The 18,252-nt window shown below is 40.9% G+C and carries 19 protein-coding genes; 8 read left to right on the top strand and 11 right to left on the bottom strand.

The window, feature by feature from the left end; translation table 11 throughout:
* Window positions 1–86 precede the first annotated feature (86 nt).
* The 3 genes from PHY84_RS09520 to PHY84_RS09530 are packed head-to-tail and all read left to right on the top strand — an operon-like array spanning window position 87 to window position 1,347.
* A complete protein-coding gene (locus PHY84_RS09520) occupies window positions 87–380 on the top strand; it encodes a BrnT family toxin (RefSeq protein ID WP_299859226.1) in 294 nt (97 codons plus the stop codon).
* Entirely contained in the window at window positions 377–589 is a 213-nt protein-coding gene (locus PHY84_RS09525; protein WP_299859228.1) for a BrnA antitoxin family protein, read from the top strand. The genes PHY84_RS09520 and PHY84_RS09525 overlap by 4 nt, the downstream gene beginning before the upstream one ends.
* Window positions 577–1,347: an MnmC family methyltransferase gene (locus PHY84_RS09530; RefSeq protein ID WP_299859229.1), complete on the top strand. Its 771-nt coding sequence runs from the start codon at window positions 577–579 to the stop codon at window positions 1,345–1,347. Before PHY84_RS09525 ends, PHY84_RS09530 begins: the two co-directional genes overlap by 13 nt.
* 183 nt (window positions 1,348–1,530) lie before the next feature.
* On the opposite strand, the gene recQ is transcribed toward PHY84_RS09530, so the two are convergent.
* The 10 genes from recQ to PHY84_RS09580 are packed head-to-tail and all read right to left on the bottom strand — an operon-like array spanning window position 1,531 to window position 11,825.
* On the bottom strand, window positions 1,531–3,309 hold the full coding sequence (gene recQ, locus PHY84_RS09535; protein ID WP_299859231.1) for a DNA helicase RecQ: 1,779 nt from the start codon (window positions 3,307–3,309) through the stop codon (window positions 1,531–1,533).
* Window positions 3,306–3,917 carry a riboflavin synthase gene (ribE, locus tag PHY84_RS09540; protein ID WP_299859233.1) on the bottom strand — a complete coding sequence of 204 codons (612 nt, stop codon included), beginning with the start codon at window positions 3,915–3,917 and terminating at the stop codon, window positions 3,306–3,308. Before ribE ends, recQ begins: the two co-directional genes overlap by 4 nt.
* A gap of 2 nt (window positions 3,918–3,919) precedes the next feature.
* Window positions 3,920–4,195, bottom strand: a complete 276-nt coding sequence (locus PHY84_RS09545) for a type II toxin-antitoxin system RelE/ParE family toxin (RefSeq protein ID WP_299859235.1) — start codon at window positions 4,193–4,195, stop codon at window positions 3,920–3,922.
* Window positions 4,182–4,442, bottom strand: coding sequence for a hypothetical protein (locus PHY84_RS09550; protein WP_299859237.1), 261 nt, complete (start codon window positions 4,440–4,442; stop codon window positions 4,182–4,184). Before PHY84_RS09550 ends, PHY84_RS09545 begins: the two co-directional genes overlap by 14 nt.
* Before the next feature lie 32 nt (window positions 4,443–4,474).
* On the bottom strand, window positions 4,475–5,161 hold the full coding sequence (locus tag PHY84_RS09555) for a tetratricopeptide repeat protein (protein WP_299859239.1): 687 nt from the start codon (window positions 5,159–5,161) through the stop codon (window positions 4,475–4,477).
* Between the two features lie 11 nt (window positions 5,162–5,172).
* Entirely contained in the window at window positions 5,173–5,952 is a 780-nt protein-coding gene (locus tag PHY84_RS09560; protein WP_299859241.1) for an HDOD domain-containing protein, read from the bottom strand.
* On the bottom strand, window positions 5,945–8,278 hold the full coding sequence (locus PHY84_RS09565) for an ATP-binding protein (protein WP_299859243.1): 2,334 nt from the start codon (window positions 8,276–8,278) through the stop codon (window positions 5,945–5,947). The genes PHY84_RS09560 and PHY84_RS09565 overlap by 8 nt, the downstream gene beginning before the upstream one ends.
* Window positions 8,262–10,352 carry a nitrate- and nitrite sensing domain-containing protein gene (locus tag PHY84_RS09570; RefSeq protein WP_299859245.1) on the bottom strand — a complete coding sequence of 697 codons (2,091 nt, stop codon included), beginning with the start codon at window positions 10,350–10,352 and terminating at the stop codon, window positions 8,262–8,264. Before PHY84_RS09570 ends, PHY84_RS09565 begins: the two co-directional genes overlap by 17 nt.
* Window positions 10,353–10,365: 13 nt before the next feature.
* Entirely contained in the window at window positions 10,366–10,725 is a 360-nt protein-coding gene (locus PHY84_RS09575) for a response regulator (protein ID WP_299859247.1), read from the bottom strand.
* The gene (locus PHY84_RS09580) at window positions 10,722–11,825 is read right to left on the bottom strand and encodes an HD domain-containing phosphohydrolase (RefSeq protein WP_299859249.1); all 1,104 of its coding nucleotides are present in this window, start codon (window positions 11,823–11,825) and stop codon (window positions 10,722–10,724) included. Before PHY84_RS09580 ends, PHY84_RS09575 begins: the two co-directional genes overlap by 4 nt.
* Window positions 11,826–11,945: 120 nt before the next feature.
* Here PHY84_RS09580 and mnmG point away from each other — a divergent pair, with 120 nt between their 5' ends.
* The 5 genes from mnmG (at window position 11,946) to PHY84_RS09605 (ending at window position 17,455) form a co-directional block, all read left to right on the top strand.
* Window positions 11,946–13,820: a tRNA uridine-5-carboxymethylaminomethyl(34) synthesis enzyme MnmG gene (gene mnmG / locus PHY84_RS09585; RefSeq protein WP_299859250.1), complete on the top strand. Its 1,875-nt coding sequence runs from the start codon at window positions 11,946–11,948 to the stop codon at window positions 13,818–13,820.
* Window positions 13,817–14,683 (top strand): hypothetical protein, encoded by an 867-nt coding sequence (locus PHY84_RS09590; protein WP_299859252.1) that lies wholly within the window; start codon window positions 13,817–13,819, stop codon window positions 14,681–14,683. Before mnmG ends, PHY84_RS09590 begins: the two co-directional genes overlap by 4 nt.
* A gap of 61 nt (window positions 14,684–14,744) precedes the next feature.
* Window positions 14,745–15,269 (top strand): ubiquinol-cytochrome c reductase iron-sulfur subunit, encoded by a 525-nt coding sequence (gene petA, locus PHY84_RS09595; protein WP_299859254.1) that lies wholly within the window; start codon window positions 14,745–14,747, stop codon window positions 15,267–15,269.
* Window positions 15,270–15,282: 13 nt separating this feature from the next.
* Window positions 15,283–16,497: a cytochrome bc complex cytochrome b subunit gene (locus PHY84_RS09600; RefSeq protein WP_299859256.1), complete on the top strand. Its 1,215-nt coding sequence runs from the start codon at window positions 15,283–15,285 to the stop codon at window positions 16,495–16,497.
* Window positions 16,498–16,507: 10 nt separating this feature from the next.
* Window positions 16,508–17,455, top strand: coding sequence for a c-type cytochrome (locus tag PHY84_RS09605; RefSeq protein ID WP_299859259.1), 948 nt, complete (start codon window positions 16,508–16,510; stop codon window positions 17,453–17,455).
* A gap of 292 nt (window positions 17,456–17,747) precedes the next feature.
* On the opposite strand, the gene PHY84_RS09610 is transcribed toward PHY84_RS09605, so the two are convergent.
* Entirely contained in the window at window positions 17,748–18,212 is a 465-nt protein-coding gene (locus PHY84_RS09610; protein WP_299859261.1) for an RDD family protein, read from the bottom strand.
* Window positions 18,213–18,252: the final 40 nt, after the last annotated feature.

Consider the following 18,252-nt stretch of genomic DNA (forward strand, 5'->3'; position numbering starts at 1 on the left):
GCTCTAAAACCCAAGAAACTAGCAAATGGAATGTAAATGAAACACGGACACTTGACATATAATGATATAACCATTATACTAACATTATGAATTCATTAAAATTTGAATGGGATTTGGCAAAAGCGTCATCGAATATCAAAAAGCATGGCATTTCGTTTGTCGAAGCCAAAACGGTTTTTGATGATGACTTTGCAAGGTTGATACCCGATCCTGACCATTCAGAGGATGAGGAGCGGTTTATCCTGCTTGGGATGAGCTATATCCTCAAAATTTTAACAGTTGTTCATTGCTATAGAGACGAAGATGGAGTTGTACGGATTATCTCCGCTAGAGCTTCAACCAAAAATGAGGAACGACAATACAAGGAGTTTTTACCATGAGAGAAGAATACGACTTTTCAAAATCCATCCAAAACCCTTATGCTAAAAAGGTTAAAAAGCAAATTTCACTCAATGTAGATGTAGATACAATCGACTATTTCAAAGAGCTAGCAGCCAAAATGGGGCTACCGTATCAAACTCTCATAAACTCTTTTTTGACTGATTGCGCAAAACGACATATTGAGCCGGAATTGAAGTGGACGAGTTGATTATAGATATGTTTAACGATGCGCTACACCTTATGATAAAAAGTGCCGACGGGAGCTATACGGCTTATTCAAAAGAGTACGATGAGCATTACCACTCTACTAAAGACGGTGCGCTTTTTGAGTCGCTCAAAAAACATGTAGAGCCTGCTTTTGCGGTGAAAAACAGCTCAAAAGAACTGGCTGTTTTAGATATCTGTTTTGGGCTGGGATTCAATACGTTAGCACTTCTTTACCACCGGCAAAAAAACGCTCCCGACGTGAAGCTGCGTATCTTTTCGCCTGAGCTTGACGGCTCTTTGGTGGCGGGGCTTTTGGATTTTAGCTACCCAAAGGAGTTTGAAGAGTTTTTGCCCGTCATCGCCGCACTTGTTGCAAACGGGGTTTATGAGGATGCCACTACTTACATTGAGCTTTTTTTGGGGGATGCAAGGGCGTATGTGAAAAATTTTGCGCCAAAAACCTTTGATATAGTTTTTCAAGATGCTTTTTCGCCCGCATCCAACCCTGTTTTATGGACGAGGGAGTATTTTGCGGATATAAAAAATATCATAAAAGATGATGGAGTTCTCACGACATACTCTATCGCACTGCCCACAAGACTGGCTCTTTATGAGAACGGATTCGGGCTTTTTGTTAACAGCGGAGATGGGTTTCGTGATGCAACTATCGCCTCGCCAAGCCCGCTTGACGGATTTGAGAGAGTGGATATGGAGCATAAGATAAAGTGCAATCCTCTTGTTTGTTCGCTTAGGGATTAGGTTCGGTATTAAATTGTCCAGTAGTTTCAATAGACTTCTTGCATAACCTAAAAATTAGATTCCAAGTGACCAACGGAAATACCCTTGTGGTACAAGCTTGCCAATGACGAGATTTAGGAACATCCGTCACCCTGAACTTGATTCAGGGTCTTTGGTTTGCAAGAAGTCTAATTATAAATTCTGTCAAGTCGATAAAATAGACTCTAAAAACTGCTCTCCAAACTGCTCAAACTTCTTCTCCCCGACACCGCTTACCGCAAGCATACTCTCTTTGTCATGCGGTTTTGCGGCGGCGATGTTTTTAAGCACTTTGTCGGAGAAGATGATGTAGGCAGGAACTTTTAACTCTGCTGCGATGGAAGCTCTAAGTGTGCGCAACTGCTCAAACAGCTCTGTGTCCACATCATAACTTGCTTCCTGTTTTACTCTTTTTTCTTTTATGTTTATCTCTAGGCGGGAGGCTTTGATAAACAGCTCTTTTTTGCCTCTTAAAATCTCCGCCGCCTCTTGTGTGAGTTTGAGTGTGCTAAACTCTCCTAAAAGCAAAATCTTCAGCTCCAAAAGCCGCTCTAAGATAACAAACCACTCTTTTTTGGCAAGATGCACCCCGATACCATAGACAGATAGTTTATCGGCGCCGTTGTTTAGGAGTTTTTGCTCTTTTGAGCCTCTTAAAATATCGATGATGTAGTTTTTTCCAAAATTTTGCTCTGTTTTATAGACGGTGCTTAGAAGCATTTGAGCCTCTTTGGTTATATTTCGCCTCTCCTCTTTTAAGTTGAGACAGTTATCGCATCTATCTACACACTCATCTATAGCGTCATCAAAAAATGCGGCGATTTGTTGATGAAAACAGACCTCGCTTGTGGCGTACTTGTAGAGCGTGTCGATTTTTTGGCTTAGATGCTCTTTGTACTCACTCTGGGCAAGTTCTTCCAAAAACTTCTTGTGTTGCGCGATATCGCCTGCATTGAAGAGCAAAAGAGCCTCCGCATCCTCGCCGTCCCGTCCTGCTCTGCCTATCTCTTGGTAGTAGTTTTCAAGCGATTTTGGAAGCGACATGTGGACTACAAAACGGATATCGCTCTTGTCTATGCCCATGCCAAAAGCGATGGTTGCGACCATGATATTTACTTTGTCATTGACGAAAATCTTAAAATTTTGCTCTCGCACATGTTGGGGAAGTCCTGCATGGTAGGCAAGCGAGCGGTATCCGTTGGAGTTGAGATAACTGCTTAACTCCTCCGCCTTTTTGCGTGAACTGACATAGATGATACCGCTCTCGCCTTTGTAGCGGTGTAAAAAAGCTTTGAGCTGTAGATGCCCGTTACTCACCCTTCGCTGTGCAGAGATAAAGATATTTTTGCGAAAGATTTTCCCTTTTAAGAGGAGCGGATTTTCAAGGCGCAACTCCCGTAAAATATCTTCCGTGACATGCTCTGTCGAAGTCGCCGTAAATGCGCAGATAGGTGTGTGGGGAAAGTTTGAGCGTAACATGCCCAATGCTCTATAGTCATCTCTGAACTCATGCCCCCATTGTGAGATACAGTGCGCCTCGTCAATGACAAAAAAGTTTATATTTAAACCTCTTAGTATCTCTATGGTTGAGTTGTTGTTTAGGCGTTCGGGAGAGAGATACAAAAATTTCAACTCGCCGCTGTAAGCTCTTTGAATTATCCCGTTTGCTTCATCATAGGTTTGTGCTGAACTTATCATATCGGCACTGATTTGCTGTGCTCTAAGAGCGGCTACCTGATCTTGCATAAGAGCGATAAGCGGAGAGATGACGATAGTTATCCCCTCCATCATGAGCGTAGGAAGTTGGTAAACAAGTGATTTGCCCCCGCCAGTTGGGAGAATCATAAGCAAATCACGCCCGCTTAAAACTGCATCCACCCCTTCTTCTTGCAGCTCCCGAAAACTGTTATGCCCAAAGTAGTGTTTGAGTGCTTGGAGTTTCAATAGTGTGCCAAAATAGTATCGACTTCATCCCATGAGAGAGCGTTTTTTTTATGAGAGATGATATGTGCGACATAGCGGGCAAACATATCGGTCTCAATGTTTACCCGTGAGCCTTTTTTATAGTTTTTAAAAAGCGTCTCACGCATAGTGTGCGGAATGATAGTAAGCCTGAAGCTATCCTCAAATACATCATTGACTGTAAGGCTCACTCCGTCTATCGTGATAGAACCTTTAGGGATGATGTATGGGATAAATTTTTTCTCGATTTTGATAAAAACATCAAAAGAGTTGCCGTTGTTTTTTATCTCTTTTATCTCTCCGACAGCGTCCACATGCCCCTGCACGACATGCCCCTCAAACCTATCGCCCATCATCATAGCAGGCTCTATATGTACTTCGTCTTTGTAGTTCTCTATCGCCAAAAGTTTTTGGCTCTCAGGAGAGAGTTCCACGCTAAAACCGTCATTTGCAACGCTTACAACCGTAAGACACGCCCCATTTATAGCTATGGAATCCCCCAGCTTCGCCTTATGCTTGGCACGCAGACTAAGCGTACTCCCCGCCAAACTTTTAACATGCGCTATTTCTCGAATTAATCCTGTGAACATTTTTATCTCTCTTGATTGCTTTTGAAAATATTTAAGATGACTATTTTTTCATCTTCAACTAGGTAGGGTATGCAGTAGCCTTTGTATATCAAATCTCTGATATTTGCATCAGCGTGGTAGAGTGATTTTCTAAATTTAAAGGGCATAAACTCTAAGCTGTTCATCTTTTCATTTAACTCGCTGTTAAATAATAAAGCTTGATGCAAACTGTCCTTGGCAATAAATTCTAGGGTAGATTGGAGTGATGTTAAAAATTTTCTATCTTTAACTATTTGCATATTGTTCTTTTAGTTTCGATAAAAATAACTCCATCTCTTCATTATATTTTTTTGCATCTAGCAACTCTGCTTTATCATTTTTATACTCATCTATCTGTTTGCTTAAGGTCTCTTTATCTTTTTGAAATTGTATATCAAAACCACCGCTCTCAAAAGATGTCACATCCACATCATTTTTAAAATTACTTAGATAATTAAGAATCTTATGAGCGATTGAAGAGTCGTTGACATTTATGGCTATTTGCATAATTTCCCCCTTTTTCTAAAATTGTACCATACCTAAAAAACAATCTTGCCTTCGTTTTGAAGCCCTTTGATAATCTCTTTTGCTTTTGCGTGCCCTTTGTATGCGGCTTTGCGGCAATACTCAAGTGCCATATCGTGGTCTTGTTCGCATCCTATGCCTTGGTCGTACAAAAGTCCCAGATTGTAAAGTCCCTCGGCAAGACCGCCCTCGGCGGCTCTGCTGAAACAGATAAAACATCGTCTCTCATCCACGCTCACGCCATGCCCCTCTTTGTAGAGAACACCTAGATTGTTAAAGCACTCTAAGTTGCCTCTTTTTGCCCCCTCTTCATACCAAAAAGCCGCCTCAGAGAAGTTTTGCAGACACCCCAAACCACGCTCAAGCATAAGAGCTACTTCGTACATCGCACGAGGAATTTCACGGATTGCCGCCTCCATAAAAAGCTCATGCGCCTTAAACTGGTCATGCTCCACGCCGCAAAGTCCGTTCATGTATAAAATAGCAAGATTGTAGAGTGCATAGGGCTGTTTTAACTCTGCCGCTTTCTCGTAAAGCAATACCGCTTTTGCATCATCCCTTGCACAACCTTGAGCGTTTTGGTACATATAGCCAAGCGAGGTCATCGCGTCGGCATTGCCTTCGTTTGCAAGTTGTGTGTAGAGCGCAAAAGCTGTTTTGAAATCTTTTGCATTGTATGCGTCATGTGCTTTTTGTATCATTATCTTAAATCCTAAATCTCTATTTCTATCTTCTTGAGCGCTTGCGCAAATCTCTGTAAATCTAGTTCATATTTATAAAGCAACTCGGTTGCAGCCTGTATATTTGTATCCTCCAAAATACCCTTGCTGTTAATGGCAGTTGCCACAATATGTAAGATTTTATCTTGGGTTGTTAGAGGATTTGCTATATTTGAAATCAATTCTATAAAAGCGTCATCAAACCCCCACTCTCTGAACAAAAGCGAAGCTATCTCGTAGCTGCTCTTGTCAAAAAGTGCCTTCTCTGCCTCTAAAAGAGTGGAATTGTTGCATAATTGGAGAAAAATGTCCAAAAAACCGTTTTTTAAAATCTCATTGGATGTCACTATTTTTCCGCTTTCCATCAAAAAAGCCGCCGAAGAGAGGGTTGCAAAGTCGAGATTTTTATCTATATGCCACTCTTGCAGAAGCTTCATTCTTGCTATGCAGATTGCATCAAACTGCTCTATTGAGATTTTGTATGGCGAGAGATCAAGCGGAAATGATTTTTTTAAAACGGTAGCCATGACAATTCCCCGTATCACGGTTGTTCCAAGAAGTGCAACGGCGTTTTTTATGGAGGATACTTTGAGATGCAAGCCATAATAAGGGGAGTTTACAAGCTTTAAGATATTTGCACTTAAAAGAGGTTCTTGCTCTAGAAGCCTAACTAACGTAGGCACATCAAGATTGCCGCTTGCAAACATTTTTTGTATTTTTTGCACCGATGCAGGGAGGTTTGGAAAAGAGTCTGGGAGAGTGATTTTACTCATATCTCTCTCCTGTGATTGTGCTGCAGATAAGGGCAGAGTTCTTTTTGCTAAATACCCCGATGATATTTTTTGACTCTTGAAGGTGCTCTACTATTTTAAAGTCATCCTCTGCGGAGATGATGTAAGCGGGAGTCTCTATCTCTTTGTTTTCCATAAAAAAGAGAATCTCTGAACAGATACCATCAATAAGGAAAAAATCGAGGATAATTTTGTCATACTCGTTTTTCTCCAAAAGCTCTTTTGCTTTGTTGATGGAGTTTGTAACGGTGATGTTAAAGTGTCCTCTTAGGTTGTCAACCAAAATCTTGACATACTCCGGACTATCTTCTACGATGAGAAGTTTTTCATTGTCGCTATTTTTTGAAGAGAATATCTCTACCGTGCTTAGGTTGTTTTGAACCGGAATTGCTATGTTAAAAGTAGTTCCTATGTTGGGCTTGCTTTGTGCCCATATCCTGCCGCCGTGTAAATCCTCTACAATTTTTTTGGATATAACAAGCCCAAGTCCCGTTCCTTTGGAAGCGCTTTGGAGATGGTTGTCTATCTGGGTAAATGGGGTAAAAAGTTTGGATAGGGACTCGCTATCCATTCCCACACCGTTATCGCTTATGGAGAGGATATATTCGCCGACACTATTGTCAAAGACAATGCCAAGCGCCACTTCGCCGCCATCTGGGGTAAATTTGATGGCGTTTGAGATGATGTTGATAAGTACCTGTTTGATAAGCTGTGCATCGATAAAAAGAGCCAAAGAGATATCCGACGGGAGTGTCAGGGAGATTTTTTTCGCCTCTGCAAGCGGTGATACAATGATGGAGACCTCTTGAACAACCTCGGCAATAAGAGTCATTTTTGGATGATAGGACATTTTTCCTGCCTCAAGTTTTGCAAAATCCAAAATAGTATTGACAAGACCAAGCAGATTGTTTCCTGCAATTGCGATTTTTTGGATGTAAGAGCGCATATTCTCAGGTATTTCCGGTCTGAGTTGCAAAATTTGCGAGAAGCCGATGATGGCGTTGAGAGGAGTTCTCAGCTCATGCGACATATTTGCCAAAAAAACATCTTTGGAGCGATTTGCAGTCTCGGCTTTATCTGCTAAAATCATTAAGCTATGCTCTTTTTCTCTGTTGGTCAGAGTGATTTTTAAAAGCTCCAGAAAGATGCGCAGAGTGTCGAAGATAAACGCTTTGTACGGAATCTCTTTGATGCTCAGCGATATATGGATAGTTACGGAGTTAAATACTATCTTCTCAGAAATATCGTAGTGCAGAAGCGAATCGTTTTGACCGACGTGATAAGAAGAGATTGCCCATGAAAGAGAGTTATTTAAAGACTCTTTAAAGATGTTATCGACAAATGCAATCATCTCTTTTGGATTGTTAAAAGGGATAAATTTGGTCTCATTTAAGACATAGCTATATTTTTGAATAAAGCGTACTCCTGCATTTACCGTTAAAAATGTGAGTGAGGATACCTGCTCAAACGGTTTGTTGATATACTCAAAAAGTTTCTCGGATGTCTCTTTTATGGTTTGTACCTGCTCCTCCTGCATGGATAGCGGAAGTTTTTCATTGACGCATCGGCATAGTTTTTTTACATCAGCATGATATTGTTTATGCCATTTTTCTATATTGTCAATATCAATATTAAATTCATCAAGATTGGATAAAGAGTGTTTTATAAGCAAGAGCGTTGTATTGAATTTGCAATCGGTTGCATCCAAAGAGGGGAGTCTATCAGAGTTGTTGTTTGCAAGAGTTTTTGTTTGCCAAGCGTTGATGAGGTACTCTTGTTTTGTTTTATGAATCGAGAGCATCTCAAAAAGGGACTCTAGTGAGTTAATGATATTGGCTTTTGATTTCTTCTCAACTATTACACTGTTTTGTTGCAGCTCTTGTTGGGTTATAAACTCTGCAATATGCAAAAACTTTAGCACGGTTTTAAGCTGTTTTTGAAGATGATGATTGACAGAGGCGATATCAACGATGGTTTGAGTGATAATCTCAAACGTCGCAGCGACAATGTAGGGATTGACTTTTACAGGTGAGTTTTTGTACGCCTGTGCTATCTTCTCTATGAGTTTTTCATCAAAATCATCGTTAAACAAAGAGACGATAAACTCGGCACGCATCCTCTTTAGCCTCGGAAGTTCCGAAGGGTTGATGAGTTGTGCAAAATTTGGGTGCGATAAAAAGTAGTCGTAAAATCTATCCACTATGAGAGAAGATAGAGATTCAATATAAAGCCCGACACTTTTTCTATCTTCTAGAACCTGCTCGGTTATATTAAAACTTTTTGTGATGTACTCAAGAGTTTGTTTCATCTGTGTTCCTTAAAATAGGGATGTGGATACTAAAGCAGCTGCCTTGACCAAGCGTACTTTTGACTTGAATGATTCCGCCGTGCAGCTGTGCTATCTTTTGAGAGATAAAAAGTCCCAAACCTGTGCCTTTGATGGCTTTGTTTTGATGCTCTTTTACTTGTGAAAAAGGTGCGAAAATGGTAGATATCTGCTCTTGCGAGAGTCCTAATCCCTTGTCGCAAACGCTAATGATATGGTTGTTAGCCTCACGCTCATAAAAGATAGTAACGATTGTGTTTTGATTGGAAAACTTTATTGCATTGGATAAAATATTTATAACAACTTGCTTTAAGAGCTGCTCGTCTGCAACTATTTTTACCCCCTCAAAGCCGCTTTTTTCTAATTTGACATCCATCTTTACCATGGCGCTTTCGTTGAGCAAAATCGCATCGTCAATCATACCCTCCAAAAGAAACTCTTTTTTGTTGAGTTCCATTTTATCGGATTCTATTTTTGAAAAATCCAAAATATTGTTCACGATGCCAAGAAGATGTTTGCCCGAGGAGTTAATCTTTTCTATAAATGCTCTTACGGTTTCGGGGGGCATATCGCTTTTTGCCATCACTATTTGAGAGAAACCTATTACGGCATTCAGCGGTGTTCTGAGTTCATGGCTCATGGTTGCAAAAAAGGCACTTTTGGCTTTCTCGGCACTAAGCGCCTCTGCTTTTGCATGCTCCAAATCCGTAACATCCGTTCTTATTCCGATGTACTCTATGATATTGCCGTTGCTACCGAGTATGGGGTTAATCACGGCTTTTGTCCAGTATGTATCGTGATTTTTGGAGAGGTTTTTTATATCGCCGAACCATGGCTCTTTGAGCTCTCTTATGGTGTGCCACATCTCTTTAAAGAGCTTTTTGTCGGTGTCTGGATGCCTTATGATATTGTGAGGTTTTCCGATAAGTTCCTCTCTCGTGTAGCCCGATATCTTACAAAATGCGTCATTGGCATAGGTAATAATCCCGTTTGGATTGGTCTTTGAAACTATGAAGCTTCTATCGACGCTTGATTTATACTGCTCTAAAAGTGAGAGGGAGTTAAGGTAGTTTGCACTCAGCATATTGGCAGAGGCAAGAATTTTTTTAATAATAACTATAATGGTGATGAGGAGTACGAGGAGTGTAAAAAAAGAGAAAAAAGCGATAATAGAGAGTTTGTAAAAGAGAGATTGCAGTTTTGTGTCTGCAAGATTTATGGCATCTGCAAAAAGTCTCTCTTCGCTACTTTTAAGCACATCCATCGTTCTGCTCGCCTGTTCAAACCAGCTGTTTGCATCAATGCCAAAGCTTTTATGCTCTTTGTTTGCTATTGCGTCATTGATGATGCGAAACGTTTTTTCTACCTCGCTGCCCAAAAATGTTTTTTCAAAATTATCTAAAAAATTTTTTGATACGGTATTTTTAAATCGGCTCATATTTGAATGATAGGTTTTTAAAGATTCTGACAAGAGGGTAACTTCGTGCTCTTGCATTATATCTTTGATAAAGCCTATATTTAGGGTCGCTCTGATGATGCCAAGAGCCTCTTTGGCGGTGGATAGATAGATGTAAGATTGTATAAAATTTCTATTTTCCCTATCTTCTATATTGGTTGAGGTTGTTATGATGCAGTTGAGAAGTGCATCTATCTTCTGTGAGTAGTTCTTTTTTATCTCGGATGTCTCTGTGGTTGTGTCATTTTTTCTTTGCATCTCGATTGAATGGAGCAGATTAAGCATCTCTTTGTTATTTGATAGGATACGTTTGGCGTTACTAAGCGCCGTAGTTACTTTTTTATCTACGGATGTGAGTTTGGTATCTGTCCTATGGTCATTCTCTTGTGCCAGATATCCTGCTTTAAGCCCCCTTTCTATCTGCATAAAGTAGATGACTTCTGAAATGGCATTGGATTGTTCGATAGAGTTTTTTGTCAGTTCATGACTCTTTTTTTCATCAAGCGCATCCAAAAGAACGGTAGAAAAAAGCGCCAAAATAAGCAGCATCGGAACGATTGCCAAAAAAAGAAGTTTGAGTTTTATATCTGAGAGCTTCATTTCTTTTTGGCTCTTAAAGGGATGTAGCTAAAACTTTTTCCAGCTCCGTCATGTCTATAGGCTTAGAGATGTAACGGCTAAATCCTGCCATCAATATTTTTTCTCTGTCGCCCTGTACGGCAAAAGCCGTCACTGCAATAACGGGAGTTTGCATTTTTAGCTCCTCTCTTATCTTTTTAATGAGCTCGTATCCGTCCATCACCGGCATATTGATATCGCTGAGTATGAGGTTGAAGAAGTCATTTTTTAGTATTTCATACGCCTCTTGCCCATTGTTGGCGATTGTCACTTTTGCGTCGGGACGCAATATTTTTATCATCTCTTCAAGCACCATAATATTAAATGCTTCATCCTCTACAAGCAAAAATCTCATCTATACTCCTCAAGCAGGCTTATCATATGCGGTATCTCATCTTCGTCACAAAATTGCTCTTTGATTTTTAAAAACTCAGGAATGTTTTCAATAAACAAATCTAGCAGCGCGGGATCAAAATGGGTGCCTCTTTCGCTCTGCATGATAGAGAGCGTCTTATCAAGTCCAAAAGCATCTTTGTAAACCCTCTTTGAGGAGAGTGCATCAAAAACATCCGCTATGGCGACTATCTTTGCAAACAGGTGTATCTCATTCCCTTTAAGTGCGCTTGGATAGCCGGTGCCGTTATACTTTTCATGATGTTGCAAGGCGATAATGCGTCCCGCCTCTATGACTGGGTAATTTTCGCTCTTGCTCAACATAAGAGCGCCTATTTTGGTATGCTCTTGCATCATTTTAAATTCACTCGCCTCAAGCTTGCCATGTTTAAGAAGTACCGCATCAGGGATGCCTATTTTGCCGATATCATGGAGCGGTGAAGCGTATAAGAGCAGTTGTTCATCTTCGCTGCTCACACCGAAAAGACGACCCAAAAGTGCCGAATAGTGGCTTACTCTTTTTATATGCATACCGGTTTCAAGATCTCGGTATTCGCTTGCAAGACCAAGCCTTAGTGAGATTTCATACTCTGTCTCTTTGGCAAGTTTGAGTGCTTCGTTAAGCTCGGATGTTCTTTGAAGAACGGCTTTTTCGAGATTTGCATTGAGTGCTTCGAGCTCCAACTGCGTTTTATAGAGAGTAGTAGAGTTAAGTGTGCGGAGTTTAAGCTCTTTTGTATCCACCGGTTTTGCTAAAAAATCATTAGCTCCAAGCTCAAGTGCTTTGTGTCTTTCTTCGCTATTTGCAGTGATGATAATTACGGGAATTTTTGAAAAAACGCTATCTTTTTTTAGTATCTCAAGAAGTTCAAGACCGTTCATAACAGGCATTCTTATATCCAAAAGGATGACATGAGCGTCAATCTGGGGCAGTTTTTCAAGTGCGTCACGCCCGTTCATTGCCTTTATAATATTTACATTTGCCATATCCATAAAAGTAAGCTCAATGAGATCGAGATTAAACGGCTCATCATCAACAGCGAGTATATTTATTGTATTCACTTGCAGTCTTCCCTTGGTGATTATTTGCACCCATTGTAATTAATTTTATATTAATTTCTTATCAAGCAATGTTATTTTATAAGTAATGGATATAATTTCAAAAACTATGATGGAAAAGATATGAATTATGATGTAATAGTAATCGGCGGCGGTCACGCAGGTGTAGAAGCTTCTCTCTCATGTGCAAGGATGGGCAACAAAACTCTGCTCGTCTCCATGCTAGCCGAAAATGTAGGCGCAACAAGCTGTAATCCTGCAATCGGCGGTTTGGCAAAGGGACATTTGGTCAGAGAAATTGACGCACTGGGCGGAGAGATGGCTCTTATCACAGATGCGGCGGGGATTCAGTTTCGTATCCTAAATGAAACCAAAGGACCGGCCGTGCGTGGAAGCCGTGCGCAGATAGACATGGACAGATACCGTGTCATCGCCAGAAACACCATTCTCACTACTCCAAACCTTGATTTGGTTCAGGAGATGGCAGAGTCGCTCATCGTGGAAGACGGCGAAGTAAAGGGCGTAAAAAGCAACCTTTTAAATGAGTACAGAGCCAAAAAAGTCATTATAACCAGCGGTACATTTTTGCGTGGCGTTATCCATGTCGGCGAGATAAAGCAAGTCGGCGGACGCTTTGGCGAACAGAGCAGCGAGGGTCTAAGCCACTCGCTTAGAGCATGCGGCTTTGAGATGGGAAGACTAAAAACAGGTACATGCGCCAGAATCGATGCAACCTCTATCGACTTTTCAGTTATGGAACGTCAAGACGGCGATGCCACTCCAAGCCCTTTTAGTTTTCGCACCGACCGTGAAGAGTTTAGAAAAACCAAAAAGCAAGTCCCATGTTACATCGCCTACACAAACGAGACAACCCACAATATCATAGAGAGCAACTTCTACCGTGCACCGCTTTTTACAGGGCAAATTGAGGGAACAGGACCTCGTTACTGCCCAAGTATTGAGGATAAAATCAACCGTTTTCGTGACAAAGAACGACATCACCTCTTCATAGAGCCGCAAACTTTTGAAAGCACAGAGTGCTATATCAACGGCATGAGTACCTCGCTTCCTCCCGATGTTCAACAGCAGATGATTCGCTCCGTAAAGGGAATGGAAAATGCCAAAATCGTGCGTTACGGCTATGCTATCGAGTATGATTTCGTTGACCCCAGAGAACTCAAACACTCGCTAGAGACCAAAAAAATCAAAGGTCTTTATCTGGCAGGACAGATTAACGGCACGACAGGCTACGAAGAAGCAGCCGCTCAAGGGCTTATGGCAGGTATCAACGCATCACTGAGCATCCAAAACAAAGAGCCGCTGGTTTTACGCAGAGATGAGGCATACATCGGTGTTCTTATAGATGATTTGGTAACCAAAGGGACAAAAGAGCCATACCGCATGTTTACGTCCCGTGCCGAATACAGACTTCTTTTGCGAGAAGAGTCTGCCGATGTGCGCTTAAGCGGTTACGGACATGCCATAGGGCTGATTGATGATGCTCTTTATGAGAGTGTCAAGGCGAAAAAAGAGCAGATAGAAGAGGGACTTCAACTTCTCCAAGAAAAAATCTTCACGCCAAACAAAGAGTTTTTGGCATTTTTAGAGAGTATCGGAGAAGATAAGATTAGTGATTCACTCACTGCACAGCAGCTTGTTTCACGCAAAAGCGTAGATGTCGCAAAAATGGTACGTATCGCTCCGGAACTAAACGGACTTGACCCATACATCCTTGAAGAGATTTTAGTAGAGGCAAAGTACGCCCGCTATGTACAAAAACAGAGCGAAGAGATAGAGAAGATGAAGAAGTATCTCAAAGTCTCCATTCCGCAGGATTTTGATTTTAAAAATATCAGCGGACTAAGCAAAGAGATAGTAGAAAAACTTGAAAAGTTCAACCCCCCAACCCTACAAGCAGCATCCCAAATAAGCGGCATAACACCCGCAGCGATAGAGATTTTGCATATCTACATCAAAATAGAGCAGAGAAAAAAATGAGACTTTTTTACTACGTTCACACGGGGCACCGCATCGGGTTAAACAGGTTTCGCCGTGCTTGTACCATCATTCGTGCTCTTGGGGATGTTGACATCACGCTTTTATGCTCCGATTTTCGCATAGCAAATGAGGCACGCCACTTTGGAGTTTCCAAAGCCGTAGGTGTTGATGTTGTTCAAAATATCCCAAAGATAGCCAACCACGGAGACAAAATGATTTTTGACTCCGATGAGGCAAACCCCATTATGCTTGAAGATATGCGTAACTACTTTTCTACTTTTATCCGCATAACCGATACAAAAGATGACATAAAAGCAGCGGGCGAGTTTCTTATCTCGCCATATTTAAGCGGCGAGGGGATTTGTAACGGAGTTGCAGTAGATGAGCGCTATTTTGAAGAAAAAGCCAAAACCATTGACATCGCCTACTTCTTTGGAGATGATGATTATGAAAAAGATTTAGAGAAAAATCTTGATTTCGTAGCAGACCTAAATCCACATTTGCAGCTTGGATTTTACTACTTTTTAGACTATGAGGAGATGCTGCGTAAAAAATTCACACATCATCATGAGTTTGAAGATTATGACGATGTGATTCAAAAGAGCAAAATCCTCATCACCGCATCGCCACAAGCCGCCTTAGAGTCCCTCGCAGCAGGCGCAAAACCCATATATGTGCAAAGAGAAGACCATTCGGTTGACTATATATCACTTTTTGAGAGCTTGCACATTCCTATTGTTTTTCATTATGAAAAAGAGATGCTTATGGGTATCATAAGAGACATCAATAATATAAACTATTTCAAAACGGAACACTCTACCCAAAAAATTGCAAATTTCTTAAAAGAAACCTTAAATTTATAATTAATTAAAACTATTTTAGTATATAATCAGCCTTTAATTTTAAGGGAAAGAGAGCAAACACATGCATAACAGTAGCCGTAGAGGTTTCATGGGTAAAGCATTTGGTGCCGTAGCAGGTGTCGGTGCCGTTGGGTCATTGGTTGCAATGAAGAAGACTTGGGATCCGCTTCCAAGCGTTAAAGCTGCCGGTTTCACAACTCTTGATATGTCAATATACAAAGAGGGTGAGATAATAACAGAAAAATGGAGAGGGAAGCCAATTTTCGTTCTAAGAAAAACAGCAGCGATGGTTGCTAAACAGACAGAATCACAAAAAGCAAGAGATGTCGTTGTCGGTGATGCACACTACATGCTAGCGATTGGTCTATGTACACACTTAGGATGTATTCCTGCATACATTCCTGCAGAAGAGTCATTCCTATGTGCATGTCACGGCGGTCAGTTTAACTGGGCGGGTGAAGTTACAAAAGTTCCACCACCGCGCGGATTCGATATTCCTCCATTCAAAATCGATGGAACAAAGGTTATCTTAGGCGAAGTCGGTCCGGAATATCAAAAAATGAAAGATAGCGGCGTAACGCTGTAAAGGAGGGGATTAAATGGCACATTTTACAAAAGCAACAAGTGTTAAAGATTGGTTAAACCAGCGTTTGGCAATTGAAACAGTTGAAAAAGTTATGGCATCTGAGTATTGGATTCCAAAAAACATTAACTTCTTGTGGGCGATGGGTATGGTTCTTGCAATCACATTCTCACTACTTTTAGTTTCAGGTATCTTCTTGTTGATGTACTATCAACCGGATGTTAAAGATGCGTTTTACAGCGTAAACTACACTATTATGAGAGATGTTGACTATGGTTGGTTGTGGAGACATATCCACGGTGTTGCTGCGTCGGTTGTTTTCTTGATTATCTATATCCACATGTTTACAGGTATCTACTACGGTTCTTATAAAAAAGGTCGTGAGATGATTTGGGTTTCAGGTATGCTTCTATTTGTTACGTTCTCTGCTGAGGCATTCTCAGGTTATATGCTTCCATGGGGACAAATGAGCTACTGGGCAGGTATGGTTATTACTAACATCTTCAGCCTTGGCGGATTACATTTGGATGGTTTGGTTGAGTGGATTAGAGGGGATTATGTTCCGGCTCAAGCGTTCTTAACTCGTTTCTTTATGTTACACGTTCTTTTACTTCCATTAGCGATTATGGGACTTATCGGTCTTCACTTTGCGGCACTTCGTATTCCTCACGTTAACAACCAAGACGGTGAAGAGATTGACTTTGAAGCTGAATCTAAAAAATACCTTGCAGGCGATACTGCCGGTTCAAAAGTTATCCGTTTCGCTAACGACTTTATGAGTAAAGATTTGATGGTTGTAGGATTCTTCCTTATCTTCTTCTTCTACCTTGTATTCTTCCAGTACGGTTTTGCACTTGACCCGGTTAACTTTGACCCGGCTGATGGTTTAAAAACTCCGGCACACATCTACCCTGAGTGGTACTTCTTGTGGTCTTATGAGATTTTACGTCCGTTCTCTGTAAATATCGGTCTTGTAGCTTTTGGTTTTGCACAAGTTATCTTTGTTCTTTTACCATGGTTAGACAGAAGTCCAAATGCAGTTCCTGCAAGCCGTCGTGGTATGTTCAAAGTTTGGTTCTGGGTACTTCTTGTCGATATGATTGTACTGACAGCTATGGGTAAATTACCACCGGAAGGTATCTTTAGTACTATTGGTTTAGTTGCTGCACTACTATTTATTGTATTGTGGATAGCTCTTCCATTTATAACGAAAAACGAAAAAAAAGCGTAAGGAGAATAGGATGAAAAATAAAGAACCTTTGATTCTGGTTGTTGTTGTTGCTTTTACTCTTCTAACGTATTGGTTAGTTGAGCCGTATGCACACTCGGTTATGCACAAACATGTAGAGAGCCAAAACTTTGCTTATGCAGATTTGAAGCCTCTTACAAAAACTGGCAATGCTGCGGCAGGTAAAGATTTAGTTATGGGTGCTGCTGCTTGTACAGGATGTCACTCAATCGAAAAAGCCGGCATGCCATCTGCAATGGATGCAGTTTCTGCTGCTGCAAGCTATGGTGTTAATCCACCGGATTTGAGCAATGCAGGTGCTATTTACGATGCTAAGTTTTTGGCTGATGTTATCGTAAACCCTGCTCACGCACTTAAAGTAGAGCATAAGTTTGATGCTTCTAAAGGTAAGATGCACCCAATGGCTCCATTTGCAGGTGCAGGCGGAGAGCTTGAGCAAGAAGTTGCAGACATGGTTGCGTACTTACAGTCTATCGCTGTAAAACCAGACCAAGTTACACCTAAAATGGCGTATGAAAATGCGTGTGGTAGATGTCACTCTGTTTCTTATGAGAAGTGGACACAAATCGGTGAAAAACCTGCATTCAAATTTGAAAAGGACTCTTTGGCATTTGACATCAAAGTGTTAGAGTACCAAGAATCTTTGACAAAATATATGGGTAAACTACCACCTGATTTATCTATGTATATCCGTTCTCGTGGTGAGCACTTCATCAGCACATTTATTGAAAACCCTCAAGCGCACCTTGAAGGAACTGCAATGCCTCGTGTCGGTGTAACTGCTGATGCTGCTCATAAAGTTATCGAGTATCTTGAAGATGCAGGCGATACAAAGAGACATGAGAGAGCATCTGTCGGCAAGATGGTGCTAATCTTCTCTGTAGTATTTGCAATCTTTGCTCTTCTATGGAAAAAACAAGTTTGGAAAAACTTACACTAATTTTCCAAAAATAGCTTGCCTCTTTTGAGGCAGGCTCTTCAACCTCTTAAAATCTACTATATTTTCTCTTTACCTTGACATAGATTATTTGTATATAGAATTGGATATCTAAAAATAGACTTCTTTCATAACCTAAAGATTAGATTCCAAGTGACCGTAGGAAATACCCTTGCGGTACAAGCTTGCCAATGACGATATTTAGGTACATCCGTCATCCTGAACAGTAATCTCGTCACCCTGAACTTGTACCGCAAGGGTATTTCCGTTGGTCATTTAGGGTCTAACACTAACCTTACTTCTTAACACCCACAACCAAAGTATGGCAAATCAAATCATGTAACGCTTTTTTGTCTCTTCTGTAAAAAGGAACAAAAAGCCCCAGAAGCGTAGCTGCCGTAAACAAGAAAAGCACAAAACGCAAAATCGCTCTTAAAAAGCTTATGGTTTCTCCGCTCTTATCATCCACCACTTTTATCTCATACGCCTTTTTCCCGGGTGTCTGCCCAAACCTGCTCACAAGAAACGCATAGATAACCCCATAAAGCGCAACCCCTGCAAACGGAGCGAGCTGTGAGGACTGAAACTCCTCTTTCCCACCCATGGCAACATAAGTGATAACATAAAGTATGGGCGCGTAAATCATAAAGAGGTCTGTGATAAAAGCTTTAACCCTGTGGCTATAAGGAGCATAAACATAACGAGGCTTCTCTTTTGTCTGCTCTTTTTTTTGTCTGTTTTTAATGTTTCTAAATCTCATAATGTAATTGTACCAAATCATCCGTCATTTCAAACAAAAC

It is taken from the genome of Sulfurimonas sp., assembly GCF_028694605.1.
GTDB lineage: Bacteria > Campylobacterota > Campylobacteria > Campylobacterales > Sulfurimonadaceae > Sulfurimonas.